This window comes from Mesorhizobium dulcispinae (assembly GCF_033977345.1).
In the GTDB taxonomy this organism is placed as follows: Bacteria; Pseudomonadota; Alphaproteobacteria; order Rhizobiales; family Rhizobiaceae; genus Mesorhizobium; species Mesorhizobium dulcispinae.
This window is the reverse complement of sequence record NZ_JAVIIY010000002.1, coordinates 14,181-40,368: the sequence shown is the minus strand read 5'-3', so window position 1 is coordinate 40,368 and position 26,188 is coordinate 14,181. Positions and strand designations below refer to the sequence as shown.

Annotated in this window: 17 protein-coding genes; 7 read left to right on the top strand and 10 right to left on the bottom strand. The window is 64.5% G+C overall.

Annotation, left to right across the window (positions count from 1 at the left end; translation table 11 throughout):
- Nucleotides 1-48: 48 nt before the first annotated feature.
- Nucleotides 49-369 carry a 2Fe-2S iron-sulfur cluster-binding protein gene (locus RFN30_RS04800; RefSeq protein ID WP_126089062.1) on the bottom strand — a complete coding sequence of 107 codons (321 nt, stop codon included), beginning with the start codon at nucleotides 367-369 and terminating at the stop codon, nucleotides 49-51.
- Nucleotides 370-640: 271 nt separating this feature from the next.
- Nucleotides 641-1,009 (bottom strand): Hpt domain-containing protein, encoded by a 369-nt coding sequence (locus tag RFN30_RS04795; protein WP_320261540.1) that lies wholly within the window; start codon nucleotides 1,007-1,009, stop codon nucleotides 641-643.
- A 290-nt stretch (nucleotides 1,010-1,299) separates the two neighbouring features.
- On the opposite strand from RFN30_RS04795, the gene RFN30_RS04790 reads away from it, so the two are divergent.
- Nucleotides 1,300-7,497 (top strand): coiled-coil domain-containing protein, encoded by a 6,198-nt coding sequence (locus RFN30_RS04790; RefSeq protein ID WP_320261003.1) that lies wholly within the window; start codon nucleotides 1,300-1,302, stop codon nucleotides 7,495-7,497.
- A 60-nt stretch (nucleotides 7,498-7,557) separates the two neighbouring features.
- On the opposite strand, the gene RFN30_RS32375 is transcribed toward RFN30_RS04790, so the two are convergent.
- The 5 genes from RFN30_RS32375 to RFN30_RS04770 form a co-directional block, all read right to left on the bottom strand.
- Complete coding sequence (locus RFN30_RS32375) at nucleotides 7,558-7,875, bottom strand: DUF6968 family protein (RefSeq protein WP_430698638.1); 318 nt, start codon at nucleotides 7,873-7,875, stop codon at nucleotides 7,558-7,560.
- Between the two features lie 5 nt (nucleotides 7,876-7,880).
- Nucleotides 7,881-8,480 (bottom strand): ABC-type transport auxiliary lipoprotein family protein, encoded by a 600-nt coding sequence (locus RFN30_RS04785; protein ID WP_320261002.1) that lies wholly within the window; start codon nucleotides 8,478-8,480, stop codon nucleotides 7,881-7,883.
- 81 nt (nucleotides 8,481-8,561) lie between these two features.
- Nucleotides 8,562-9,935, bottom strand: coding sequence for an MlaD family protein (locus RFN30_RS04780; protein ID WP_320261001.1), 1,374 nt, complete (start codon nucleotides 9,933-9,935; stop codon nucleotides 8,562-8,564).
- Nucleotides 9,936-9,949: 14 nt separating this feature from the next.
- Nucleotides 9,950-10,768, bottom strand: a complete 819-nt coding sequence (locus RFN30_RS04775) for an ABC transporter ATP-binding protein (protein WP_320261000.1) — start codon at nucleotides 10,766-10,768, stop codon at nucleotides 9,950-9,952.
- Between the two features lies 1 nt (nucleotide 10,769).
- On the bottom strand, nucleotides 10,770-11,957 hold the full coding sequence (locus RFN30_RS04770; RefSeq protein ID WP_320260999.1) for an ABC transporter permease: 1,188 nt from the start codon (nucleotides 11,955-11,957) through the stop codon (nucleotides 10,770-10,772).
- A 77-nt stretch (nucleotides 11,958-12,034) separates the two neighbouring features.
- On the opposite strand from RFN30_RS04770, the gene dgcA reads away from it, so the two are divergent.
- Nucleotides 12,035-13,018 carry an N-acetyl-D-Glu racemase DgcA gene (dgcA, locus tag RFN30_RS04765; RefSeq protein WP_320260998.1) on the top strand — a complete coding sequence of 328 codons (984 nt, stop codon included), beginning with the start codon at nucleotides 12,035-12,037 and terminating at the stop codon, nucleotides 13,016-13,018.
- Here the strand turns inward: dgcA and RFN30_RS04760 are convergent.
- Together RFN30_RS04760 and RFN30_RS04755 are read right to left on the bottom strand one after the other, a co-directional pair.
- Entirely contained in the window at nucleotides 12,989-14,203 is a 1,215-nt protein-coding gene (locus tag RFN30_RS04760) for an MFS transporter (protein WP_320260997.1), read from the bottom strand. The genes dgcA and RFN30_RS04760 overlap by 30 nt on opposite strands.
- 150 nt (nucleotides 14,204-14,353) lie before the next feature.
- Nucleotides 14,354-15,187: a UDP-2,3-diacylglucosamine diphosphatase gene (locus RFN30_RS04755; RefSeq protein ID WP_320260996.1), complete on the bottom strand. Its 834-nt coding sequence runs from the start codon at nucleotides 15,185-15,187 to the stop codon at nucleotides 14,354-14,356.
- Nucleotides 15,188-15,305: 118 nt separating this feature from the next.
- Between RFN30_RS04755 and RFN30_RS04750 the strand changes: the two genes are divergently transcribed.
- The 4 genes from RFN30_RS04750 (at nucleotide 15,306) to RFN30_RS04735 (ending at nucleotide 20,318) form a co-directional block, all read left to right on the top strand.
- Nucleotides 15,306-16,085 (top strand): SDR family oxidoreductase, encoded by a 780-nt coding sequence (locus tag RFN30_RS04750; RefSeq protein ID WP_320260995.1) that lies wholly within the window; start codon nucleotides 15,306-15,308, stop codon nucleotides 16,083-16,085.
- Between the two features lie 163 nt (nucleotides 16,086-16,248).
- Nucleotides 16,249-18,573: an NADP-dependent malic enzyme gene (locus RFN30_RS04745; RefSeq protein ID WP_320260994.1), complete on the top strand. Its 2,325-nt coding sequence runs from the start codon at nucleotides 16,249-16,251 to the stop codon at nucleotides 18,571-18,573.
- 73 nt (nucleotides 18,574-18,646) lie between these two features.
- Entirely contained in the window at nucleotides 18,647-19,057 is a 411-nt protein-coding gene (locus RFN30_RS04740) for an MAPEG family protein (protein ID WP_320260993.1), read from the top strand.
- A gap of 49 nt (nucleotides 19,058-19,106) precedes the next feature.
- Nucleotides 19,107-20,318, top strand: a complete 1,212-nt coding sequence (locus RFN30_RS04735; RefSeq protein ID WP_320260992.1) for a DUF2865 domain-containing protein — start codon at nucleotides 19,107-19,109, stop codon at nucleotides 20,316-20,318.
- On the opposite strand, the gene gltX is transcribed toward RFN30_RS04735, so the two are convergent.
- A complete protein-coding gene (gene gltX, locus RFN30_RS04730) occupies nucleotides 20,236-21,609 on the bottom strand; it encodes a glutamate--tRNA ligase (RefSeq protein ID WP_320260991.1) in 1,374 nt (457 codons plus the stop codon). The two genes, RFN30_RS04735 and gltX, sit on opposite strands and share 83 nt — an antisense overlap.
- Before the next feature lie 723 nt (nucleotides 21,610-22,332).
- On the opposite strand from gltX, the gene RFN30_RS04725 reads away from it, so the two are divergent.
- Nucleotides 22,333-26,124, top strand: coding sequence for a vitamin B12-dependent ribonucleotide reductase (locus RFN30_RS04725; RefSeq protein ID WP_320260990.1), 3,792 nt, complete (start codon nucleotides 22,333-22,335; stop codon nucleotides 26,122-26,124).
- The last annotated feature ends 64 nt before the right edge of the window (nucleotides 26,125-26,188 follow it).

Genomic DNA, 26,188 nt, shown 5'->3' with positions numbered 1-26,188 from the left:
GCCCGCTGCCAAGCGGCCAGGCGCGAAATTGGAAAATGGAGAGTTGGTTCAGCCCTGGCGTTCGGGCACGCGAACGACCAGCCCGTCGAGCGCGTCGCGCACCTTGATCTGGCAGGACAGGCGCGAATTCGGCCGGACGTCATAGGCGAAGTCCAGCATATCCTCCTCCATCGCCTCCGGCTCGCCGACCTCGGATGTCCAGGCCTCGTCGACATAGACATGGCAGGTCGCGCAGGCGCACGCGCCGCCGCATTCCGCCTCGATGCCGGGCACCGCGTTGCGGATCGCGTTTTCCATGACGGTCGAACCGTTTTCGGCTTCCACGTCGAATTGAGTGCCGTCATTGGCGATGTAAGTCAGCTTGGTCATCGGTCACCTGAGGAGTCGCAGCGGAGATAATCACTCCACCGGACAAGTCAACTGCGGCGGGAAAACGCCACCAAATGACGTTTTTTTTAGAAGGTGGCTGCTCGCCGGCGCTAAAGCATGTCTCCCGAAAGTGGGAACCGGTTTCGGGACAAAGACATGCGTAAAATCAAAAACCTAAAGCGCATGGAGCGAACCTGAAAGATCGCGACGCGCTTTAGGGCGCGGCGGCCGGTTGGAAGCGCGTCGCTCGATTCTTGCGAAGCACGATGCTTTAGCGGCTGATGGCGGCGACGAAGTCCCGCACTTGCTCGATCAACATGCCGAGCTTCTTCAGGGTGCGGGCGTCCTCGGGCTGCTTTTCGATTGCCGAGGCGCATTCGGCGACGGCAAAGGCACCGATGCCGCGCGCCGAGCCTTTCAGGCTGTGTGCAAGGAGCACCCGTTCCTTGGCATCGGCATCGACGATCTTGTCGCGCACCGAAAGCGCCTGCTGCACGAAGAGCGCCAGCACCTCCTGTTCGAGCGCGCGATCATCCATCGTCTGCCGCGCAAGGTGGGCCATATCCACAGGTCGTGACCCAGCCGTTCCCGACACGTCGCCGCCGGGCATGGAAAACGCGATCCCACTGTCACCACGCATACGCACTGCAACTCCTGCAAAAGGCGGCCTGCGGCCAAAAAAATAGGCGACCCGCGTCGCCATCGGGTTAACGGTTGCGCGAGAAAAATGTTGTCACGGAGGCGGCCAAATCACGCTTGCGTTAACCTTATATTTAAAGTTTTACGTATCGCCCGGAATGCATGTTTTCTTTACCCCTGTGTGTCATTACGATACGAACGTCCATTTTCAGCCTCCTGTCTGGGACCAGACAAGCCAGAATCAGGCCAAAATCATAAGTCCCGCGGCAGCTAGTACAGGGTAGCGAAGGCATGGCTAAGAAACCGACGACGACCAAATCTCTCGAGAGCGACGTAGCCGCGGAGCTGGAAAAGGCGCTTGACCTTGACCTTAACGGCGAAGGCGGGCTCGACATGGCCGCGTCGATGGAAGATCTCGAGGCCCAGATTTCGGCCGCCGCGGACGAACTGGCGCGCGAAGGCCGCAGCCAGAGGGCTGAGCCGGCAAATGAGCCTCAGGCCGTGAAGGCGGCGCCTCAGCCTAAGCCGGCGGAACTCCGCCCGGTTGAATCGCGCGGTCCGCAGCCGGCTGGCTTCACGCCTGCTCCCGCCGGTTTCACGCCGGCAAATGACGACCGCCAGAAGGATTACCGAACGCTTCTGCACAGCCTCAACCGGCGTGCGTCCAGCACTGTCTACTGGGTCGTGGCGTTCATTTCGCTTGCCTGGATTGCCGGCGCCGGCGGCCTCGCCAACCTTCTGTTCGGTTCGGGCATCTGGAATATCCGCACCCTCGACCAGTTCTTCGCCCGCCCCGAGCTGATCGGCCTGGCGGTCGCGGCGATCATCCCGGTCATTCTGTTCTGGGCCTTCGCCGCGATGATCCGGCGCGCACAGGAAATGCGCCTTGCCGCGCAATCGATGACCGAAGTGGCCTTCCGCCTCGCCGAGCCGGAAAACCTTGCCCAGGATCGCGTCATGATGATCGGCCAGGCCGTGCGCCGCGAGGTGGCGGCCATGGGCGAAGGCATCGAGCGCACTCTGGCGCGCGCCGTCGAACTCGAAACGCTCGTCCACAGCGAAGTCAGCCAGATCGAGCGCTCCTATTCCGAAAACGAGGCCCGCATCCGCTCCCTGGTCGACGGGCTCGGCAGCGAGCGCGAGGCGGTCGTGACCCATGCCGAGCGCGTGCGCGCCTCGATCCATGGCGCCCACGAGACGCTGCGCGACGAGATCGGCGCCGCAAGCGACATCATCCGCGACTCGATCCTCAACGCCTCGACCAAGCTGTCGATGACGATCAACAATTCCGGCGATACGCTGATCGATCGCATCAACGAGAGCTCGACGTCGATCTTCGATTCGGTCGAAACCCGGCTCGATTCGATCACCGACCGCCTGTCGACCTCGGGCGAGGCCTTCGCCAGCCTGCTCGACACCCGCATCGCCAAGCTGACCGACACCACCGACGGCCTCACCCGCTCGCTGACCGACCTGCTCGACGACCGCACCAGCGGCATGGTCTCGCTGCTCGGCGGCGCCGCGCGCACGCTGAGCTCCGAATTCGAAGCGAGCCTCAGCGGCATCGAGCGGACGCTGGCCGAGCGCGGCCAGGCGCTGATCGGCGAGTTCCAGACCCGCGCCGAAGCGCTCGACACCGGCACGCAGAAGCTCAATGCCGCGCTCGAGGCACGCGCCCGCCAGATCAACGAGACTCTGGTCGAACGCGCGCGCGAGATCGCCGGCACGTTTGCCGAGAGCAAGGATCAGCTGTCGGCGATGATCGATCAGGGCAAGACCCAGATCGGCGCCGACATGGCCGACATCATCTCGTCGACCTCGTCCATGCTCGAGGCCCGCGCCACCGATTTCGCCGGACGCATGGAGGCCGCCCGCCACGTCGTGTCGCGCTCGTTCGACTCCGACATCGAGCGGCTTGCCAATGCTCGAGTCGGCATTGAAGAAGCCGTCGAAAACCACAGCCGCATGCTTTCCGAAAGCCGCGACCGCATGGCCGCCGCTATGCAGGAGGACCTGGCGAAGTTCGCCGAGGGTCGAGCCGAGATCGATGCCGCCGTCACTAATCAGGTGCAGAAGCTGGCCGAAGGCCGCAGCCTGATCTCGCGCGCCCTGGAAGAGGATCTGCGCAAGGTCAACGAGTCGCGCGCCGCCATCGATGCTTCGCTGGGCAGCCATCTCGAACAGCTCGAAGAGGGTCGCAACCGCCTGTCCCAGGCGTTGAACGAAGACTCCGGCAGACTTGTGCAAGCCCGTACGATGATTGACGAAATGGTCGCTGGCCATGTCGGCAAACTGGCCGAAGGCCGCAACATTCTGGCGCGCGCGCTGGAAGCCGATCTCGGCAAGCTGTCCGACAGCCGCGCCTCGATCGACGGCCTCGTTGCTGGCCAGGTCGAGAAGATTGCCGAAGGCCGCGCAGTGCTGGCCAAGGCGCTCGAGACCGACATCGTCGGCATCAGGAACCTGATCGAGACCCATTCGACCAAGCTCGCCGAGGATCGTGGCGAGCTCAGCCGCGCCCTGGAGGACGACCTCAGCGGCATCCGCGGCCTGATCGACAGCCACGCCGGCAGGCTCGCGGACGACCGCAGCCTGCTGTCGCAGACGCTGGAGGCCGACCTTGCCAAGCTCGCCGAGAGCCGCGCCTCGATCGACGGGCTGGTCGCCGGCCAGGTCGAGAAGCTCGCCGAGGGCCGTGACATCCTCAAGCGCGCCCTGGAGGCAGACCTCAACACGATCAAGGGCGCCATCGCGGGACACTCCGACAAGGTGCTGGAAGACCGCTCGCAGCTGTCGAAGGCCCTGGAAGCCGACCTGCAGACGGTCAGCGGCGCAATCTCCGACCACCAGAACCGGCTTGTGCAGGATCGAGAGGTGCTGTCGAAGTCGCTCGAAGACGATCTGGCCAAGCTCGCCGAGAGCCGCTCTTCGATCGACGGCCTGGTCGCCGGCCAGGTCGAGAAACTCGCCGAAGGCCGCGATATCCTGAAGCGCGCTCTGGAAGCGGACCTCAACACCATCCAGGGCGCCATCGTCGATCATTCGCAGAAGATCGCCGATCATCGCGCCGAGCTGTCGCGCGCCCTCGATTCCGACATGACCAATGCCAGCGGTCTCATGCAGACCCATGCCGAGAGGCTCTCGCAAGACCGCGCGGTGCTGTCCAAGGCCTTGGAGGACGACCTCGCCAAGCTGGCCGAAAGCCGCTCCTCGATCGACGGGCTGGTCGCCGGCCAGGTGGAGAAGCTCGCCGAAGGCCGCGACATCCTCAAGCGTGCGCTCGAAGCAGACCTTGCCAAGCTCGCCGAAAGCCGCGCCTCGATCGATGGCCTCGTTGCCGGTCAGGTCGAGAAGCTCGCCGAAGGCCGCGATATCCTGACGCGCGCCCTCGAGGCCGACCTCGCCAAGCTGGCCGAAAGCCGCGCCGGTATCGACGGGCTGGTCTCCGGCCAGGTCGAGAAGCTCGCCGAGGGTCGCGATATCCTCAAGCGCGCTCTTGAAACCGATCTGCAGAAGCTGGCCGAAAGCCGCTCGGAGATCGACAACGTCATTGCCAGCCATGTCGGCAAGCTGTCCGAAGGACGCGACATGCTGGCCCGCGCGCTGGAGGACGATCTCGCCAAGCTCGCCGAGGCGCGCAAGGACGTAGACCGTTCGGTGTCCGGCCACATCGACCAGATCGCGGCCAAGAGCAGCGACATCTCGGCGGCGATCGCTGTCGATGTCGAGAAGATCGAGCAGGCGTTCAGCCGCCAGACCGGCATCATCGAAGAACGCGCCGGCACCATGGAGCGTGCGCTCTCGACCGGCGTCGACAATGTCCGCGGCGTTCTCGAAAAGACCGCCGTCTTCGTTGCCGGCGCGCTGCGCGACAAGGTCATGGAAATCACCAGCACGCTGCACGAGCAGGCGGGCGCCGCCTTCAGCGACGCCGATCGCCAGATCGCCGAACGCGCCGAGCAGACTTCGGCCGCGTTGCTCGCCAGGGCCGAAGACATTGCCAGCGCCTTCGAGCAGGCCGACCGCCGCCTGCACGAGCGCGCCCAGGACACCTCCAGCATGCTGATGGCCCGCGCCGACGATGCGTCCAATTCGCTCATGGCCCGCGCCGAGGAAACCGCCGACAAGCTGGCCGCCCGCGCCGGCGAGATCGCCGGCACTTTCGACGCCGCCGACCAGAAGCTGGTCGCCCGCGCGGTCGAGACGGCGCAGTCTCTGGCGGCGCGCGCCGGCGACATCCTGCGCAACTTCGAAGGCGCCGACGAGCGGCTGAGCATGCGCATTACCGAATCGGCCGAGGCGCTGGCCGCACGCGCCTCCGATCTCGGCCGCATCTTCGATGCCGCCGACCAGCATCTGATCTCGCGCATCGCGGAAGGTTCGGAGGCGCTGTCGTCGCGGGCGTCCGAGATCGCCCGCATCTTCGACGACGCCGACAGCCGCCTGGTGTCGCGCATCGCGAGCAGCACTTCGACCATCGGCGAACATGCCGACACCATTGTCGGCGCATTCGCGGCCACCGAGCAGCGCGTCGCGGATCGCGCCCGGCAGACCGGTCAGGAGCTCGCCGTCCACGCCCGCGAGATAGAGCAGGCGCTTGCCGGCGCCGACGAACGGCTGGCGTCGAGCGCGGCCGCGGCCGCGGCCCGTGTCGAGGAGCAGGTGGCGAGCGTCGAGAACCGCCTCTCCTACAGCGCCGAAACGATGGGCCAGAAGCTCGGCGAGCAGGTCTCAAGCGCCGAGGCCCAGCTCATCTCGCGCGCCAACGTCATCGCCGAGACCTTCACGGCGGTCGGCCAGCATATCGGCCAGAGCACCAACGAAGCGGCAAAGACCATCGGCGCCAACACCCGCGAGCTCAACACCATGCTCGCGGCGCGCTCCGCCGAAATGTCGAAGATCCTCGACGAGACGGTGCGTCCGCTGGTCGAACGCTTCGCCCAGGGCGGCTCCGAGCTGCAAAAGAGCATGGAAGAGGTCACCGAACGGGCGACCGAGAAGCTGCGCAGCGAAAACGCCGTCCTCGTCAATGCGCTTGCCAGCCGCACAGCGGAGACGCTTTCGGCCGTCGAGGGCGCGCGCTCGACGCTGGCCGACAGCGTTGCCGACCTCATCGGCCGCATGGGCAGCTCCAGCGCTCAGCTCAGCCAGCTGATCGACCAGGCTGCCATCAACCTCGGCCAGATCGAGGAACGACTGAACGGCAGCACGCAGAGCTTCGCCTCGACCACGGAAAAGGCGGCCCAGACCTTTGCCAGCTCGGCGCGTCTCGTCGATTCCAACACGACGAGGCTCACCGACCTGTCGTCGGCGACCTTGCGCGAGGTCGCTTCGATCGCGACCAAGTTCGACGAGCATAGCCGACTGCTGTCGAGCGCTTCCAATCTGCTTAGTTCCGCGCAGAGCAATCTCGAGCACACGCTTGAGCGGCAATCCTCGCTGGAGGACCTCGCCGTCGGCCTGGTCAAGAAGTCGGAAGACCTCGAGAAGGTGATGCGCTCCTTCGAGAACCTCGTCGGCCAGACGATGCAGACCGCCGAGGGCCGGACGATGGAATCGGCGGAAAAGATCCGCACGGCCATCGCCGAGGTCGTCGATTCAGCGACGCGCCGTTTCGCCGACGCGACCGAGGAGATGCGGCGCACCGCAAGCTCGATCAAGAGCGAGCTGGACCTGACCCGCGCCGAGCTCAAGAAGGGCGTCATCGAGATGCCGGAGGAGGCCAAGGAATCGACCTCGGCCATCCGCCGCGCCGTATCCGAGCAGATCAACGCGCTCAAGGAACTGTCGGATATCGTTGCGAAATCCGGCCGCAGCGGCAGCAGCGAGACCGGCGAGCCGCGCGGATTGCGTCCCGCCCCGCAGGCGCCTGCCCGCCCCGTCGAGCAGCCATTGCGCCGTCCGGCGCCGCAGCAGCCTCAGCCGGCACGACCGGCACCCCCGGCACCGCTCGCCGAAACGACGCTGCGCGGCACGCTCGATATCGAGCGCCCCGCCGAAGCCCCGCGCCGCGATCCGAACGGCCGCACGCCGCAGGGTGGCTGGGTGCGTGATCTCCTGACCAACGCCTCGCGCGAGGAAGAGCTGAAGCCGGCAGCGCCGGCGGAAGCGCCGCGCGCGACCCCTCCCCAGCGCTCGCCGCTGCATGTCATGGAATCGCTCAACTCGCTCTCCGTCGACATCGCCCGCGCCATCGATCATGACGCCTCGATCGAACTGTGGAACCGCTACCGCCGCGGCGAACGCGACGTCTTCACGCGCCGCCTCTACACGCTGAAGGGCCAGCAGACCTTCGACGAGATTCGCCGCAAGTACCAGGCAGAGGCCGAGTTCCGCGCCGCCGTCGACCGCTACTGCGACGATTTCGAGAAGCTGCTCAAGGATGTCTCGCGCAACGACCGCGACAACATCATGGCGCAGACCTATCTCACGTCGGACACCGGCAAAGTCTACACCATGCTGGCCCACGCCAGCGGCCGCCTGCACTGAGCCGGCGGATCAGGATATGAAAAAGGCGGGCCGAAGCCCGCCTTTTCATCTGACTCACGTTCAGAAACCGCCGTCAGGATCCAAATCGCGAATTGAGTTGGCTATAGGCAAACCCAAGCTTCGCTGATCGAGCCATAGTACTTGGCGTCCATTATTTTCGCGTTCTGATAGAAGTTCAGCATGGGCCATTTGCATTGCGAGCAATAGCGCCTGCACTTGGTCGACTCCGTAAGCTTTTCGAGAACGCGAACCTTCGGGCCACGCTATTTCATACCGGCACTGGAAATCTCGCCCCTGCTTCGCCTCGGGCAAAAAGAAGCGGCAGGTCACCTCCCTACCATCGACCGAAAACGTCCTTTGAACAAAACTGACGGCCATTTGGCTCAGATCACCGAATCCGTCCAGCGGACGATGTCCTTCGCCGCCTGGCCGAAGGCGCTGTCCAGCGCGCCGACATAGGCGGCGTTGCCGCCGCCCGAGACCGGCGCGCTAGCGGTAAAGCTCTTGGAGGCGCGCACCTCGCCGTTGCGGTCGTTGAGGATGCGCACGAACAGGTCGACATCGGCATGCTCGCCGCCATTGACGCGGACTTCGAAGGACCGCACCTCGACGATGATCTGGTAGTCGATCGCCAGCCCCTCGCCCGGCTTGCCGACGCCCGCAAAGCTGCCGGAGCGCTGGAAGGTCTCGGCGAGCCTTGCCTGCACGATCAGCGGCAGGCGGTCCGCCCATTGCGCGCCCTTGAGGAACTGGATCGACTGGTCGGACGGCCTGATGACGATGTTCTGGCTGTCCAGCGCCTTCAGCGCCGAGGGCTGGGCGATCAGGATCTGGCGGCGGCTATGGCCGCGCATGTCGACCGACGGGGCGGAAAGCTCGAACGTGTCGAGCGGCGCCGGCTTGCCTCCCAGTGCTGCGCAGCCGGCGAGCGTCAGCACGACCGTCGCGGCGGCAACCGTCTTCAACCCTCTACCCGATTTCACGCGCGATCCCCGTTATGTCCCCGGATCTGACGATCAACTTGCAGCTGCAACCATCTTTCTTGGCGTTCGCGGCAGCCGAAGTCAACGCCGAGCCCTGCCGTCGAATTGACGAACCTCTCCCTCGCCGCCCGTCAGGATGCGCTGCGGATTGCGGCTGAGATCGGTGACGGCTTCCTCGATGCGGGTGATCGAGCGCCGGCTGTCCTGCACCAGCGCCTTCACATCCTGCAGCCCCGAGCCGGAGAAGCGCGACAGATTGTCGACGATGGCGCCGAGGCGGGAGTTCAGCGTGTCGGCAACCTGCTTGAAGGATTTCAGCGTCGCTCTGGCATCGGCCATCACGCCGTTGGCCTCGCCGGATCCGAGAAGCTGGTCGACCTTTTCGAGGATGCCGTCGACGCGCACCGAAGCATCATTGAGGCGCTGCGTGAGCTGGCGGGCATTCTTGATGGTGTCATTGATGTCGTCGGAGCGGTTGGCGATCTTGTCGGTGACCTTGGCGATGTCGGCGGCCGCCTTGTTGGCGCTGTCGCTCGCCTTCTGGATGTTGGCGAGCGCCGTGCGGACATCCGCCGGATCTATTCCATCGAGAACGCCGTTGACCTTGGCGAGCGTCCCTTGCGTCTGCTTGGCGAAGTCGTTGATCGAGCCAACCGCCGTGTTGACGTTTTCGAGGGTGGTATCGAACTGCTTGCTGGTTTCCTTGAGGTTCGCGGTGACCGTGTCGACATTGGCGACGATGCTCTTGATCCGGTCCTTGTCGACCGAGTTGAGCAGGCCCTCGGCCGCTTTCAGCGTGCTGTCGAGTCGGCCCGACACATTCTGCAGTTGCTCCGAAAGCGAGCTCACGGCGGACAGGAACTTGTCGATGCCGTCCGAATTCTTGGCCAACGCATCGGAGAAGGTCTCGACGTTCTTGACGGTCTGCGTCAGCGGTCCGCGAACGTCCTTGGTGAAGCCCTCGAGCTCTGAAAGCACCTTGTCGGCACGGGTGAAGATGTTTTGAGCGGTCTGCAGAAGGTTGGTAACGGCTGACGGATTGGCGACGATCTCCGGAACCCTGCCTTCTTTTTCGGCTTGGTCGAGCAGCTTCACCTCCTTGGGATCGGCGCCTTTCAGCTCGATATTGGCCTGGCCGGTAAGGCCGGCAAGCCCGATATCGGCCTGCGTCGACTTGGTGATCGGCGTCATGCGGTCGATCTCGGTGTCGGCGATGGCGACGGTCGGATTGTCGACGTCGATATAGACCCGTTTGACGTCGCCGACCTTGACGCCGTTGAACAGCACGAAACTGCCGCGGCCAAGGCCGGAAGCCGAGCCCGGGATGCGCACGCGCAGAAGCGTCGTCTCGCCCCGTTCGCCGATCGCGGCCGTCCAATAGACGAAGGCGAAGGCCGCGAGGATCGCGGCCAGCGTGAAGATGCCGACAATTACATAGTTGGCTCTGGTTTCCATTGCTCCACTTATGGCTATGCGCGCGCCGCAAGATCAAGTTGGCGGGCGCGTTTTCCGCGGAAATAGGATTTGACCCACGGCTCTTCGCTCTTCAGCATGTCGTCGATCGTGCCTTCGACCAGCACCCTCTTCTTGCCGAGCACCGCCACGTGGTCGCAGGCGGTGAACAGCGTGTCGAGGTCGTGCGTGACCATGTAGACCGTCAAATCCATCGTATCGCGCAGCTTGACAACCAGCTCGTCGAACTCGGCGGCGCTGATCGGATCGAGGCCGGAGGTCGGCTCGTCGAGAAAGACGATGTCCGGATCGAGGGCCAGCGCGCGCGCCAGCGCCGCGCGCTTGATCATGCCGCCCGACAGCTCGGAGGGAAATTTCTGCGCCGCATCCGGCGGCAGCCCGACCAACTCCACTTTGAGCATGGCGAGCTCGTCCATCAGCTTCTTCGGCAGGTCGAGATATTCGCGCATCGGCACCTGCACGTTTTCCAGGACCGTCAGCGCCGAAAACAGCGCGCCGTGCTGGAACAGGACGCCAAGCCGCATGTCGATGCGCAGGCGCTCGACCTCGCTTGCCTTGTCGACGTCGACGCCGAACAGCGTGATGGTTCCCGATTGCTTCGGCATCAACCCGAGGATGGTGCGCAGCAGGACAGACTTGCCGGCGCCCGACGCGCCAACGAAGCCCAGGATCTCGCCACGCGTGATGTCGAGCGAAAGCTTGTCAAGGATCAGCTTGTCTTCGATGGCAACGGTTACGTCGCGCACCGAAAGCACGATTTCGCTTTCGTCCGCGTTCTCCTGCGTCTTGACCCCGTTGCCGCTTGCGACTGCCATCTCAGAACTCGATCGCTGCGTAGAACATGGCGAAAAGCCCGTCGAGGATGATGACGACGAAGATCGACTTCACCACCGAGGCGGTCACGTGCCGGCCGAGCGATTCGGCGCTGCCGCCGACCTTCATGCCCTCGACCGATGCGATGGTGCCGATGATCATGGCCATGAACGGTGCCTTGATCAGCCCGGCAAAGATGGTGCTGAGGTCGATCGCGACACGCAGCCGGTCGATGAACGCAGCCGGCGGAATGTCGGAATAGAGCCAGGCGGCGATGATGCCGCCGCCAAGCGCGGCGAAATTGGCGATGATCGTCAGACATGGCAGCGCAATCACCAGGGCGACGAGCCGCGGAAACACCAGCACGCCGATCGGGTTCAGCCCAATCACCTTCAGCGCATCGACCTCCTCGCGCATCTTCATCGAGCCGATCTCGGCGGTGATGGCGCTGCCCGAGCGGCCGGCGAGCATGATCGCCGTCATCAGCACGCCGAGCTCGCGCAGGATCAGCACGCCGACGAGGTCGACGACGAAGATGTCGGCGCCGAAATAGCTGAGCTGATAGGCGCCCTGCTGGGCGACGATGGCGCCGACGATGGCCGACATCAGCACCACCACGGGAATGGCGCCGACGCCCATGCGGTCGATCTGGTTGAAGATCGCGGCCGGATTGACGGCATGGCCGCGGCCAAGCTTCATCTGCGCGCCGCGGATGGTGGCGCCGAGGATGTTCATCGAGGCGAGGAAGTCGTCGCGCATCTCGTAGACGCGGCGGCCGACCAGCTCCAGCGCGCGCAGGATGATGTTGGGTGGGCCGGCCGGTCCCGATTCGGGCTCGCGCCGCACCGCGTCGCCGACGGCGCCGAGCAGGATCGAGGCGATCTCGCTCTGTCCCTGCACATGGACCTCGACGCCTTTCTTCTCGAAGGCACTGGCCAGCCGGTCGATCAGCCAGGCGCCGGCCGTGTCCATCTTCTCGATCTTGGAAAGGTCGAGCATCAGCGTCTTGGCGCTGTTGCGCTTTTCTATTCTGCGCATCTCGGCGTCGACCGAGGCCACAGTCCGCGTCGTCCAGACACCCGAGAACGCGCAGCCGAGCACGCCGCCTTCCTCGCCCACGGCGATGCGCGGCTGGTGATTGGCCTCACCGGCTGGCGTGCGGCTTGCGTCGCGTTTGCGGATGTTCAACATGGCGTCCTGTTTAGCGTGACGGGACTGGCGTGTCGATTTGCCGGCAGACCGGTGTCGCACAGCCGGAGAAGAAAAATATGGCGCGTGTCATTTCGGTCGAGGCCGAGCGATTCCCGATCGCCGGCACCTTCACCATCTCGCGTGGATCGAAGACCGAGGCCGAGGTCATCACAGTGACGATCGGCGAGAACGGGCATGCCGGTCGCGGCGAATGCGTTCCCTACAAGCGCTACGGCGAGACGATGGAGGGCGTGCGCGCCGCGATCGAGGCGATGCGCGGCCAGATCATCGGCGGCATCGGCCGCGCCGCCCTGCTCGCGGCCATGCCGGCGGGCGCGGCCCGCAACGCCGTCGACTGCGCCTTGTGGGATCTCGAGGCAAAGCTGAGCGGCCGGCCGGTGGCGGACGCGATCGGGGTCGTTTCGCCGACGGCGCTGGAGACCGCCTACACGCTGTCGCTCGCCGAGCCTGAGGCGATGGCCGCGCAAGCACGAGCCAATGCCTCGCGACCACTGCTCAAGGTCAAGATCGGCGGCGACGACGACACGGCAAGGATTCGCGCGGTGACGGAAGCCGCGCCGCAAAGCCGTATCATCCTCGACGCCAACGAAGGCTGGACGGACGACAACATCGTCGAGAACCTCTTTTTCGCGGCGCAGCACGGCATAGCGCTGATCGAGCAGCCGCTGCCGGCTGGCCGTGACGGCATCTTGCGCGAAATCGCGCATCCCGTGCCGATCTGCGCCGACGAAAGCGTGCACGAGGCGAAGAATCTCGAAGCGCTGGTCGGCCTCTACGACGCCGTCAACATCAAGCTCGACAAATCGGGCGGCCTGACCGAAGCGCTGATGCTTCGCGACCGTGCCCGCGAACTGGGTTTCGGCATCATGGTCGGCTGCATGGTCGGCACGTCGCTCGCCATGGCGCCGGCCGTGCTCCTGGCTCAAGGCGCCGATTTCGTCGACCTCGACGGGCCGCTGCTCTTGGCGCGCGACCGCGAGCCCGGTCTCGTCTACCAGGGGTCGCTGGTGTCACCCCCTGAGCGGGCGCTGTGGGGCTGAGCGCGCGGCAAGACCGATCAGCACGAGGCCGATGATCGCGATCGGAATCATCGCCAGGAACCCGCCGACGCCGAGACGGTCGTAGAGTGGTCCCGAGGCCAGCGTCACCGCGGCCATGAAGAAGCCGTTGAAGAAATAGGCGATGCCTTGCGCGGCGCCCGTGCGCTCTTCGGAAACCGTCTCGCCGATCATCTTCTGCAGGCCGATCAGCACCATCGCCACTGATACCGCATGTAGCGTCTGCACCCCGAAGAAGCCGACGACGCCGAGGCCGAGCGGCCAGACCAGCGGTAAGGCGATCCAGCGCACGATCGAGCCAATGCCGGCGATCACCATTACCCTGACGACCGAGACGGAAGCGAAAATCCGGTTGAAGAACACGAACATGCAGACCTCAGAGACCACGCCCCAGGCCCACAGCAGGCCAACGACGGAATCGCTAATGCCGATCGACTTCCAGTAGATCGACACAAAGCCGTAGAGGAAGGCGTGGCTGGCGGTGATGATGCCGACGCCGAGCGTGAAATAGAGGAAATAGGCGTTGAACAGGCTCGGGGCGGAATGCTGGATGTCGGTCGCCGACAGCGGCGAGGCCTTGCGGGGCTTGCCCATGCGCGGCGCCCACAGTCCTGCGACAAGGGCCGCCGCCAGGGCCACGAAGATGATCGCCGGAACGGCCTGAGGACCCGTGGCCGCCAGGATGAAGCCGCCCACTATATTGGCGCAGAAATAGGAGATCGAACCCCATTTGCGCATGGCGGTGTAGTTCGAGCCGAAGCGGCGCACGCCCGACAGCGACAGCGAATCGGCCATCGGCGAATGCGGCGCCCACGGGATCGAGACCAACAGCGAGACGGCCAGCACGCCCACATAGGTGGCCGGCAGGAAATAGCCGGCCGAAATGATCATCGTCGCCGCAACCAGCGCGATATAGACGTTGGCGCGGTCCTTCGCCCGGTCGGCCAGCGCGGTGAGCATCGGCGTCGTCACGACGCGCAGGAACATCGGCGCGGCCAGGATGACGGCGATCTGCTCGGCATGAAAACCTTTCGCCTCCAGCCAGAGCGGAAAATAGGGCAGATGCGTGCCCTGCGACACGAACAAAGTCGCGAAGATCAGGCTCATGCGCAGTTCGAAATGGTCGGGCTTGACGAGTTGCTCAGGCGAAAGCGGCGGCAGCGACATGAATCGATCCAATTACGCTGCATTTTACGACCTTCAGCGCATCTCGATCCCTATCATGCGGCAATGCGAGGCGGAACTGCCTGGACCAATCGATCCGGCTAAAGCTGTTGAAAGACAAGGAATCTCGGCCCGGAGAAGGCGGAAAGGCGCTCAGGCGGCCTTGGCCGCCGCCCTGCCCTTGAGATTGACGATATCGACGGGCACCAGCACGTCCTTGCCGGCCGGAACCTCGGGTAGCACATGCGCCCAGGTCAGGATCTCCATGCGGCCGTCGAAATGTTCGACCACAGCCGTGCAGCTTTCCACCCAGTCGCCGGTGTTGATGTACTGCACGTCGCCATAGTTTTCGATCGCGGCGTGATGGATGTGGCCGCAGATGACGCCGTCGACATGCGAGCGCCGCGCTTCTTCGGACAGCACCGTCTGGAACGAGCCGATGAAGTTCACCGCCTTCTTGACCTTGACCTTCGCCCAGGACGAGAACGACCAGTAAGGCAGGCCCAGCAGATGGCGCAGCCTGGTCACGACCCGATTGACCAGCATCGCCGCGTCATAGGCGTAGTCGCCGAGATAAGCGAGCCAGCGCTGGTTGTGCACGACAGTGTCGAACTGGTCGCCATGGATGACAAGCAGTCGTTTGCCGTCGGCGGTCTCATGGATGGCGCGGTCGGCAACGACAATGCCGCCGAAATGCACGCCCTGGAACTGGCGGGCGAACTCGTCGTGGTTGCCGGCGATATAGGTGATCGAGGCGCCCTTGCGCGCCTTGCGCAGCAATTTCTGCACCACGTCGTTGTGGCTCTGCGGCCAATGCCAGCTGCGCCGCAGGCGCCAGCCGTCGACGATGTCGCCGACCAGATAGATGGTATCGGCGTCATGGTAGCGCAGGAAATCGATCAGGAAATCGGCCTTGGCCGCTTTCGAGCCGAGATGCACGTCGGAAATGAACATGGTGCGAAAAGTGCGGGGCTCTGGACCGGACATCGCGATTTCCACCTTTCTTTCGCGTGCCTATGCCTCGATTCATGCAACAACCGTATGACGGTTGCGGTTGGTCCAGCCCAGGCGCTAGCTTGCCGCCCTTGAAAAAGGAGAAACCACCATGGATCTCGGCATTCGCGGCAAGAAGGCCATCGTCTGCGCTTCGAGCAAGGGACTTGGGCGCGGCTGCGCCATCGCGCTGGCCGAAGCCGGCGTCGACCTCGTCGTCAACGGCCGCAATGCCGAGTTGTTGGCGAGGACCGCGCGGGAAATCCGCGAAAAACTCGGCGTCGAGGTGATCGAGATCGCCGGCGACGTCTCGAAGCCGGAGGTACAGAAGGCGCTGCTCGCCGCCTGCCCCGACCCGGACATCCTGGTCAACAACAATGGCGGCCCGCCGCTTCGCGATTTCCGCGAGCTCGACCGCGCAAAAATCCTCGAAGGCGTGACGCAGAACATGGTGACGCCGATCGAGCTGATCCAGGCGGTGATCGACGGCATGGCCAAGCGCGGCTTCGGCCGCATCGTCAACATCACCTCGCTGTCGGTCTATGTGCCGATCCCGGGCCTCGACCTGTCATCGGGCGCCCGCGCCGGGCTGACCTCGTTCCTTGCCGGCGTGGCGCGCACGGTGATCGACCGCAACGTCACCATCAACAGCCTGCTGCCCGGCAAGCTCGACACCGACCGGCTGCGCGGCCCGCATGAGGCCGGCACGCCGGAAGACCCGGCGGCGGCGGCCGCGCGCAAGGCCCGCATCAGCGCCGATGTGCCGGCAAAGCGTCTCGGCACGCCGGAGGAATTCGGCCAGATCTGCGCCTTCCTGTGCTCGGTCCATGCCGGCTATCTCACCGGCCAGAACATTCCGGTGGATGGTGGCCTCTACGTCAGCGCTTTCTGACGAGCGTCGTCAATCCGTCGGAAGTTTCCGAGCCAACAGGCTGAAATAGATTGATTATTGTCGCTTCGGCATTGTGAATACCGGAGCCGAGATTTGGCGTCGCGAAGAATCGTCGCCGCGTGCTAAAAGGCTCGAAAGCAGGAAGCGCAAGGAGGGGCCGCGAATGGACGGCGAGAGCAAGAAAATGGCCCGATCGGACCTCGACGAGGCCGCGCTCTTCTTCCACAAGTACCCCACCCCGGGAAAACTCGAGATCCAGGCGACCAAGCCGCTCGGCAACCAGCGGGATCTCGCGCTTGCCTATTCGCCGGGCGTCGCCGCCCCCTGCCTCGAGATCCGCGACGACCCGGCGACCGCCGCCGACTACACGGCGCGCGCCAACCTTGTCGGCGTCGTCTCCAACGGTTCGGCGGTGCTTGGCCTCGGCAATATCGGTCCGCTCGCCTCCAAGCCGGTGATGGAAGGCAAGGCGGTGCTGTTCAAGAAGTTCGCCGGCATCGACGTCTTCGACATCGAGATCGACGCGCCGGAGATCGAGCGCATGGTCGAGACGGTGGCCGCGCTCGAGCCGACCTTCGGCGGCATCAATCTCGAGGACATCAAGGCTCCGGAATGCTTCGAGGTCGAGGAGCGGCTGAAGGCCCGCATGGGCATCCCGGTCTTCCATGACGACCAACACGGCACCGCAATCATCGTCGCCGCGGCAGTGCTCAACGGGCTGGAATTCGCCGGCAAGACGATCTCCGACATCAAGATCGTCACCTCCGGCGCCGGTGCGGCGGCGCTCGCTTGCCTCAACCTCCTGGTCTCGCTCGGCGCCAAGGTGGAAAACATCTGGGTCACCGACCGTTTCGGCGTCGCCTATAAGGGCCGCGTCGAGGAGATGGACCGCTGGAAAGACCCTTATGTGAAGGATACGGAAGCCCGCACGCTGGCCGACGTCATCCCAGGCGCCGATGTCTTCCTCGGCCTCTCCGCCGCCGGCGTATTGAAACCCGAATTGCTGCAGCACATGGCGCCGAAGCCGCTGATCCTGGCGCTCGCCAACCCGACGCCGGAGATCATGCCGGAAGTGGCAAGGGCGGCCCGGCTGGACGCCATGATCTGCACCGGACGTTCGGATTTTCCCAATCAAGTCAATAACGTGCTGTGTTTTCCTTACATCTTCCGCGGGGCGCTCGACTGTGGCGCCAGCGCCATCAACGAGGAGATGAAGATGGCCGCGGTCAGGGCGATCGCGGCTCTTGCCCGCGAAGAACCGTCGGACGTCGCCGCGCGCGCCTATTCCGGCGAGACGCCGGTCTTCGGCCCGGATTTCCTGATCCCCTCGCCCTTCGATCCGCGTCTGATCCTGCGCATCGCGCCGGCCGTGGCCAAAGCCGCCTGCGACACCGGCGTGGCGACGCGCCCGATCGCCGACTTTTCAGCCTATATCGACAAGCTCAACCGCTTCGTCTTCCGCTCCGGCCTGGTGATGAAGCCGGTGTTCTCCTCGGCCAAGGCGTCCAGCGCCAAGCGCGTCATCTACGCCGACGGCGAGGACGAGCGCGTGCTGCGCGCCGCACAGGTGGTGCTGGAGGAAGGCATCGCCGAGCCGATCCTGATCGGCCGCCCGCATGTCGTGGACGTGCGGCTGAAGCGTTACGGCCTGCGCATCAAGCCCGGCGTCGATTTCGGCCTGATCAACCCGGAAGACGATCCGCGCTATCGCCACTATGTCGATCTCCTGATCGAGCTCGCCGGCCGCCGCGGTATAACGACGGAAGCCGCTCGCACCATGGTGCGCACCAACAACACCGTGATTGCCGCGCTTGCGCTGAAGCGCGGCGATGCGGATGCGATGATTTGCGGGCTCGAAGGCCGCTTCGAGCGGCATCTGCGCAATGTCACGCTGATCATCGGGCCGCGTCCCGGCATCAAGGACCGCGATCTCTCGACCTTGTCGATGCTGATCTCCCAGCGCGGCATCATCTTCCTCACCGATACCCATGTCTCGGTCGATCCGACGGCGGAGGAGATCGCCGAGATGACGGTGCTGGCGGCGGAAGAGATCCAGCGCTTCGGCATCGAGCCCAAGGCAGCGCTGTTGTCGCATTCGGATTTCGGCTCGCGCGATTCGCCCGGCGCGCTGAAGATGCGCGAAGCAGCGTCGATCCTGGCGCGCATCGCGCCGGACCTGCAGTGCGACGGCGAGATGCATGCCGACTCCGCTCTTTCGGAGCATCTGCGCCAGCGCGTCTACCCGCATTCGCGGCTGAAAGGGGAAGCCAATCTCCTGGTGTTCCCGAACCTCGATTCGGCCAACATCACGCTGACGGCGCTGCGTGCTATGATGGATGCGCTGCATGTCGGGCCGATCCTGCTCGGCACCGACAAGCCCGCGCATATCCTGACGCCTTCGGTGACCTCGCGCGGCGTCGTCAACATGACGGCGCTGGCGGTGGTGGAAGCGGCGCACAAGGCGCAGGCGATCGCCAATCTGGGTTGAGGACCGCTCTAGCCGTAAACACCAGTGGTGGCCATCGCGGGGCGAATGATGAATGGCCAGGTGCGAGGGTTGAATGAGCTTCGAACTAGCCATGCTCGCTGCAAGTTGTGTGCTCTGTTTCATCCACATAGTTCTCGCCTCGCATTCGGCGAGCTTCCAGCGAGGTTACCGCTCGACGGCCAGCGCCCGAGACGCCGAAGTCCCTCCGCTCACGGGAATGGCGGGGCGCCTGGAAAGGGCACTGCGAAACTTCGTCGAGACATTTCCGGTGTTCGTGGCGGCGGTTTTTCTCGTCCACGCGGCTGGCCACGAGACCGCGCTCAGCAAGTGGGGAGCCGGACTCTATTTTTCGGCCAGGCTGGTCTATCTTCCGCTCTATGCATTCGGCGTTCCCCTGCTTCGCTCGCTCGTTTGGAACGTTGCGTTTGTTGGAATCGTCATGCTCTTGCTGGCATCGGTATGGCCTCTACTAGGGAACAGTTAACCACGAACGCAGCAGCCTTCCGGCCACGGGCAATCGGGATTGCAGGCGGATGAAGGGGTTGAAGCTGACGCATCTCGCGGCGCTGCTTGCAGCGTTGGCGGCGTCGGCTGTCGCCGTCACCGAGCCGCAGGCGGCTTCCCGCACGTGCCGCCAGCTCGAAGCCGAGCTGGCCGGCGCACGTGGCGGCGGCGGCGGCCCGGCCCTGATCCGCAAATATGACGACGCGATCGCCCGCCAGCGCGAGCAACTGGCGAAGGCGCGCAGCCGGGCAAGCGACGCCAATTGCGGCTTCACGCTGTTTTCGCGCAATGTCGGCCAATGCGCGGCGATCAATGCCTCGATAGAGCGCATGAACGCCAATCTCGACACCTTGCAGGCCAAGCGCGAGCGGCTGGCCGACGGCGGCACCCGGCGCGACCGCAGCCGCATCCTTGCGGCGCTCGACGCCAATGGCTGCCGCGACGAGGAGATCGCGCCGCGCCGCCCTCCTATGCCGGAGGCCGCCCGCGACGATGGCAACGGCAATCTCTTCGAACAGCTTTTCGGCCGCGGTCAGGAAGCCGAGCCTCTCGACGTGCCCGATGCATCGGAGGTGCCATCCGATGATCCGAGCGTGCGTAACATCCGCGGCGTCATCAACCAGCCGGACGGCATGGACCTGCCGCGGCTGAACGGCGAATTCCGCACAGTCTGCGTACGCACCTGCGACGGCTATTTCTTCCCGATGTCGAACGCCGCGTCCTACGGCGATTTCGAGCGCGACCAGAAGAATTGCGAATCGAGCTGCCCCGGCACCGAGATGCAGGTCTTCTACACGCGCGGCATGGACGACGATGCCGGCGCGATGACCTCGTCCGTAACCGGCCGCCCTTACAGCGAGTTGCCGACGGCCTACCTCTACAAGAGCGCCAACTTCTCGCGGCCGCCGCAGTGCGGCTGCAACGCCCGGGCTGAAAACTTCTCGATCATCGCCGGCAATCCGCCCAATCCCGAACAGTCGCAGCCGGACGGCGAGGCCACACCCTTCATCCCGGCGCCGGCCGCCAAACCCGATCCTGGCGCCGACCCCGAAACGCTCGCCAATGCCGAAGGCGGGCTCGATCGCGCGGCGATCAAGCGCCTGACCACCAAGGTGCCGGTGTCACCGGTCTCAGTGCTGCCGCCGGAACAGCGCAAGGTCAGGGTCGTCGGGCCAGCGTTCCTTCCCGACCCATCAGCGGCAATAGATCTGAAAGCTCAGGCCCCGAAGTCCGCCCAGTGAGCGCGAGCCGCAGCGGCATGAACAGCGGCTTGCCCTTGCGGCCGGTCGCTTCCTTGATCTTGCCCGTCCAGTCCTTCCAGACAGAGCCGTTCCACGGCTCCTCGGGCAGGAGGTCGAACGCCTGGTGAAGGAAATCGCGATCCTCGCCGGAAAACTCCGCCTGCTCCTGCGGCCCGTCGCTCAGGATTCGCCACCAGGCGACGGCGTCCGACAAGCGGTCGATATTGCCGCGCACCGCCAGCCAGAACGGCTCGGCCTTGTCGCCGGAAATGCCGAGCACGATCAGCCGGTCGCGCGCCTCCTCGAACGACATTTGATGGATCAGCGTCCGGTTGAGCACGAACAATTCGTCGGGATCGAACTTGGCGGCGGACTTGGACGTCGCCGCCGGGTCGAAATGCCCGGCGAGCTCGTTGAGATCGTGCGCGGCCGCAACGTTTTCCGACGTGCCGACGAGCACGGCGAGCGAGGCGACCGCCATCGGCTCGATGCCGTCCTCGCGCAGGCTTTCGATGGACAGCGCGCCGGTGCGCTTCGACAGCCCCTCGCCCGAGACGGTGGTCAAGAGATTGTGGTGGCCGAACACCGGCGGCTCGGCGCCCAGCGCCTGGAACAAGGCGATCTGCACGCCGGTATTGGTGACGTGATCGTCGCCGCGGATGACATGGGTGACGCCCATCTCGATATCGTCGACCACCGAAGGCAGCGTGTAGAGATAGGTGCCGTCCTCGCGCACCAGCACCGGGTCCGACAGCGAGGCCAGATCGACGGTCTCCTCGCCGCGCACCAGGTCGTTCCAGTGCACCTCGGTGCGTTCAGGCTGCAGCGGGTCGCTCGTGAAATTCGGCAGAAGAAAGCGCCAGTGCGGACGGCGCCCGTCGGATTCGTATTCGGCCACCTGCTCGGGCGTCAGCGTCAGCGCCTCGCGGCCATAGACCGGCGGCAGGCCGCGCGTGCGGCGCACCTTGCGGCGCAGATCGAGCTCCTCCGGCGTTTCGTAGCAGGCATAGAGCACACGTGCCGCCTTCAGCCGCTCGACCGCCGCATCATAGATCTCGACGCGGCGCGACTGGTATTCGGTGACATCCGGGAAAATGCCCAGCCAATGCAGGTCGTACAGGATGGAATCGGCGAATTCCTGCGTCGAGCGGGCAATGTCGGTGTCGTCGAAGCGCTGGATGTAGCGGCCTTTGTTGTTCATGGCGAACAGCCAGTTGAACAGCGCGGTGCGCGCATTGCCGATATGAATGCGGCCGGTCGGCGATGGGGCGAAACGAACGGTAACTGTCATGAGCGGGGCGTAACGAATGCTTTTAGGCTTGACAAGACACGCCCCCGCGCAAGCGCAAGAGATAGTGCAAGCCAGCTAAAATGAAAAGCCGCTCGTCGGGCTCGGCTCCGGGCCACCCGGCGAACCTGTCTGCAACGACCGGTCGAATCCGGGCCTTTCGAGGCGCCTTTCTGTCCCCGTTATCCACATATGTGACACACAACATATTGGGGTCACAAAAGCTACAAAAACGAATCCTTGACGGGTCAGAACGAGTCGCTTTTTATAGGCCATGCGCTCCTGTTGTGGGCGTGACCGGAGAGTTCAGAGGCCGGTCTTTTTTCCCGGATTTTGTGCGTTTTGCCCGCATTTCCGCCTGGTCGCGAGGCCGGCGGAAGCGTTGGGATGTTGGGGCTTGGGTGGGCGAAAGGGAGAATTGTCGGCCTGGAAAAAATGATCTGTTAACACTATATTTAGTGTTTGCAGGCAGGCTCGACCCTAGATAGTGTGAACCTCCCTCGAACGAGGGAATCGACCAAAGTTTCAGTTAGGGACCCGCGGGGGTCGGCCTGCAGCCCGGGCAAATGCTTGGGCAAGGCGTTTTGCTGTCTGCACGGCGGCACCTGCGACGAGGAGAATGCCGGCGTTGTTCGCAATGCCGGCAAACGGCGGACCGCGCTTTTGGCTATCGGGGCAGAAATCCCTGGGGAAAAGCGCTATATGTAGACAAAAGGGACCGGACCAATGCGCATCGAGCGTCGCTTCACCAAGCCAGACCAAGCAGGTCAAGAAAGGGCTGCCTATGCGGAGATCGAATTCCGCAAGGCCCTGTCGGAGATCAAGAATCCCGATGGCTCGGTGGTGTTTCGTCTCGACAACATCGATGTGCCGGCCCAGTTCAGCCAGGTCGCGGCCGACATCCTGGCCCAAAAGTATTTCCGCAAGGCCGGCGTGCCGGCGCGCCTGAAGAAGGTCGAGGAGAACGACGTCCCCTCCTTCCTGTGGCGCTCGGTTGCCGACGAGGCCGAACTTGCGAAGCTCCCGGAAGCGGAGCGCTATGGTTCGGAAACCGATGCCCGCCAGGTCTTCGACCGGCTGTCCGGCACCTGGACCTATTGGGGCTGGAAGGGCGGCTACTTCAAGTCGGAAGAAGACGCGCGCGCCTTCCGCGACGAGCTCGCCTATATGCTGGCCACCCAGCGCGTCGCGCCGAACTCGCCGCAATGGTTCAACACCGGCCTGCACTGGGCCTATGGCATCGACGGTCCGAGCCAGGGTCATTTCTATGTCGATCCCTTCACCGGCAAGCTGACCAAGTCCAAGTCCGCCTACGAGCACCCGCAGCCGCATGCCTGCTTCATCCAGAGCGTGCAGGACGACCTCGTCAACGAGGGCGGCATCATGGATCTGTGGGTGCGTGAGGCGCGCCTGTTCAAATACGGCTCCGGCACCGGCTCGAACTTCTCCATGCTGCGCGGCGAAGGCGAGAAGCTTTCCGGCGGCGGCCGCTCGTCCGGCCTGATGAGCTTCCTCAAGATCGGCGACCGCGCGGCCGGCGCCATCAAGTCGGGCGGCACCACGCGCCGCGCCGCCAAGATGGTCATCGTCGACGCCGACCATCCCGATATCGAGGACTTCATCGACTGGAAGGTCAATGAAGAGCAGAAGGTCGCTTCGCTGGTGACCGGCTCGAAGATCGTCAAGAAGCACCTCGAAGCGATCATGAAGGCCTGCGTCAATTGCGAAGGCAATGGCGACGACTGCTTCGACCCGGCGCTGAACACCGCGCTGAAGCGTGAGATCAAGTTGGCCAAGCGGAACTCTGTGCCGGAAAACTATATCTACCGCGTCATCCAGTTCGCCCGCCAGGGCTACACCTCGATGTCGTTCAAGACCTACGACACCGACTGGGATTCGGACGCCTACCTCACCGTCTCCGGCCAGAACTCCAACAACTCGGTGTCGCTGAAGGACAATTTCCTGCGCGCCGTCGAGGCCGATGGCGACTGGCAGCTCACCGCCCGCAAGGACGGCAAGGTGCTGAAGACGCTGAAGGCGCGGGATCTGTGGGAAAAGATCGGCTACGCCGCCTGGGCGTCGGCCGATCCCGGCCTGCACTTCAACACGACGATGAACGACTGGCACACCTGCGCCTCCGCCGGTGCGATCCGGGCTTCCAACCCGTGCTCGGAATACATGTTCCTCGACGACACGGCCTGCAACCTCGCCTCGATCAACCTTCTGCCCTACCGCAAGGAAGACGGCACGATCGACATCGCCGCTTACGAGCACACCGTTCGGCTGTGGACCGTCGTGCTCGAAATCTCGGTGATGATGGCGCAGTTCCCGTCGAAGGAGATCGCCAAGCTCTCCTACGACTACCGCACGCTCGGCCTCGGCTACGCCAATATCGGCGGCCTCTTGATGACGTCCGGCATTCCCTACGACTCCGACGAGGGCCGCGCCATCTGCGCAGCACTCACCGCCATCATGACCGGCGTCGCCTATTCGACCTCGGCCGAAATGGCCGCCGAGCTCGACGCCTTCCCGGACTATGACCGCAACGCCCAGAACATGCTGCGCGTCATGCGCAACCACCGCCGCGCCGCTTATGGCGACAAGGACGGCTACGAGAAGCTCGCCGTCAATCCGGTGCCGCTGGTCGCTGCCGACCTCAAGCAGCAGGCGCTGGCCGAGCATGCCCGCGCCGCCTGGGACCGCGCCATCGAGCTCGGCGAGGAGCATGGCTACCGCAACGCGCAGGCGACCGTGATTGCGCCGACCGGCACGATCGGCCTGGTGATGGACTGCGATACCACCGGCATCGAGCCCGACTTCGCCCTGGTGAAGTTCAAGAAGCTCGCCGGCGGCGGCTATTTCAAGATCATCAACCGCGCCGTGCCGGAAGCGCTGCGCACGCTGGGCTACTCCGAAAGCCAGATCGCCGAGATCGAGGCTTACGCGGTCGGCCACGGCAACCTAAACCAGGCGCCGGGCATCAACCCGTCGACGCTGAAGGCCAAGGGCTTCACCGACGAGAAGATCGCGGCGCTGAATGCTGCGCTGAAGTCGGCCTTCGACATCAAGTTCGTGTTCAACCAGTGGACGCTGGGCGCCGACTGGGTGAAGGAAACGCTCGGCTTCACCGACGAGCAGCTCAGCGACTTCTCCTTCGAGATGCTGCCGGCGCTGGGCTTCACCAGGAAGGAGATCGACGCCGCCAACATCCATGTCTGCGGTGCCATGACGCTCGAAGGCGCGCCCTTCCTGAAGCCCGAGCATCTGCCGGTGTTCGACTGCGCCAGCCCCTGCGGCAAGATCGGCAAGCGCTCGCTGTCGATCCAGAGCCACATCCTGATGATGGCTGCAGCGCAGCCCTTCATCTCGGGCGCCATCTCCAAGACCATCAACATGCCGAACGAGGCGACGGTCGAGGACGCCAAGAACGCCTACATGCTGTCCTGGAAGCTGGCGCTGAAGGCCAACGCCCTCTATCGCGACGGCTCGAAGCTGTCGCAGCCGCTCAATGCCTCGCTGCTTGCCGATGACGACGAGGATGAGGACGAGGCGGTCGAGCAGTTCATCGCCGCCCCCGCCGCGCAGCGCGCCGTGCAGGTGACGGAAAAGATCGTCGAGCGTGTGGTGGAGCGCCTCTACCGCGACCGCGAAAAACTGCCGAACCGCCGCAAGGGCTACACGCAGAAGGCGGTCGTTGGCGGCCACAAGGTGTATCTCAGAACCGGCGAGTTCGACGACGGCCGCCTCGGCGAGATCTTCATCGACATGCACAAGGAAGGCGCTGCCTTCCGCGCCATGATGAACAACTTCGCCATCGCCATCTCGCTTGGCCTGCAATATGGCGTGCCGCTCGACGAATATGTCGAGGCCTTCACCTTCACCAAGTTCGAGCCGGCCGGCATGGTGCAGGGCAACGACGCGATCAAGAACGCGACGTCGATCCTCGACTACGTGTTCCGCGAGCTTGCCGTCTCCTATCTCGGCCGCCACGACCTTGCCCATGTCGACCAGTCGGACTTCGACAAGACGGCGCTCGGCCGCGGCATCACCGAAGGCAAGGCGACGCCCTTCTCCAAGGGTCTCTATCGCGGCGCCTCGCCGGTGAAGCTGGTGTCGGGCATCGGCGGCGAGCCCAAGGGCTTTGGCGGCTCGACCCCGACGACGGCTCCTGCCCGCGCCGCACCAACCGCCTTCTCGGGCTCCAACGTGCTGACGCTGAAGCCGGCAAGCGACGAGGCGATCGCCTACAAGCGCGACTATGAGGAGCGTGCCAGGGAACTGGCCGAGGAAATGGTCGAACGGGAAGCCGAGGCTGCTGGCGGCGCCGAGGCTTTATTCACTGACGCAGCCGCCAACGAGGCCGCCGAGGCGAAGAAGCTCGCCGCCACCCGCCGCCAGCAGTCGCTGCTCCAAGGTTATACCGGCAACGAATGCTCCGAATGCCACAACTTCACCATGGTGCGGAACGGCACCTGCGAGAAGTGCGATACTTGTGGTTCGACGAGTGGGTGCAGCTGAGGACTAGATGCCGCCTCGACCCTGACGCGTCACTGAATCTCACTCAACGTCAAGGTAGATCGCT

What these genes read in the sequence shown, in the direction of transcription:
- RFN30_RS04800 (WP_126089062.1), bottom strand. Translation starts at nt 369, where the DNA reads ATGACCAAGCTGACTTACATCGCCAATGACGGCACTCAATTCGACGTG.
- RFN30_RS04795 (WP_320261540.1), bottom strand. Translation starts at nt 1,009, where the DNA reads ATGCGTGGTGACAGTGGGATCGCGTTTTCCATGCCCGGCGGCGACGTG.
- RFN30_RS04790 (WP_320261003.1), top strand. Translation starts at nt 1,300, where the DNA reads ATGGCTAAGAAACCGACGACGACCAAATCTCTCGAGAGCGACGTAGCC.
- RFN30_RS32375 (WP_430698638.1), bottom strand. Translation starts at nt 7,875, where the DNA reads ATGGCCGTCAGTTTTGTTCAAAGGACGTTTTCGGTCGATGGTAGGGAG.
- RFN30_RS04780 (WP_320261001.1), bottom strand. Translation starts at nt 9,935, where the DNA reads ATGGAAACCAGAGCCAACTATGTAATTGTCGGCATCTTCACGCTGGCC.
- RFN30_RS04775 (WP_320261000.1), bottom strand. Translation starts at nt 10,768, where the DNA reads ATGGCAGTCGCAAGCGGCAACGGGGTCAAGACGCAGGAGAACGCGGAC.
- RFN30_RS04770 (WP_320260999.1), bottom strand. Translation starts at nt 11,957, where the DNA reads ATGTTGAACATCCGCAAACGCGACGCAAGCCGCACGCCAGCCGGTGAG.
- dgcA (WP_320260998.1), top strand. Translation starts at nt 12,035, where the DNA reads ATGGCGCGTGTCATTTCGGTCGAGGCCGAGCGATTCCCGATCGCCGGC.
- RFN30_RS04760 (WP_320260997.1), bottom strand. Translation starts at nt 14,203, where the DNA reads ATGTCGCTGCCGCCGCTTTCGCCTGAGCAACTCGTCAAGCCCGACCAT.
- RFN30_RS04755 (WP_320260996.1), bottom strand. Translation starts at nt 15,187, where the DNA reads ATGTCCGGTCCAGAGCCCCGCACTTTTCGCACCATGTTCATTTCCGAC.
- RFN30_RS04750 (WP_320260995.1), top strand. Translation starts at nt 15,306, where the DNA reads ATGGATCTCGGCATTCGCGGCAAGAAGGCCATCGTCTGCGCTTCGAGC.
- RFN30_RS04745 (WP_320260994.1), top strand. Translation starts at nt 16,249, where the DNA reads ATGGACGGCGAGAGCAAGAAAATGGCCCGATCGGACCTCGACGAGGCC.
- RFN30_RS04740 (WP_320260993.1), top strand. Translation starts at nt 18,647, where the DNA reads ATGAGCTTCGAACTAGCCATGCTCGCTGCAAGTTGTGTGCTCTGTTTC.
- RFN30_RS04735 (WP_320260992.1), top strand. Translation starts at nt 19,107, where the DNA reads ATGAAGGGGTTGAAGCTGACGCATCTCGCGGCGCTGCTTGCAGCGTTG.
- gltX (WP_320260991.1), bottom strand. Translation starts at nt 21,609, where the DNA reads ATGACAGTTACCGTTCGTTTCGCCCCATCGCCGACCGGCCGCATTCAT.
- RFN30_RS04725 (WP_320260990.1), top strand. Translation starts at nt 22,333, where the DNA reads ATGCGCATCGAGCGTCGCTTCACCAAGCCAGACCAAGCAGGTCAAGAA.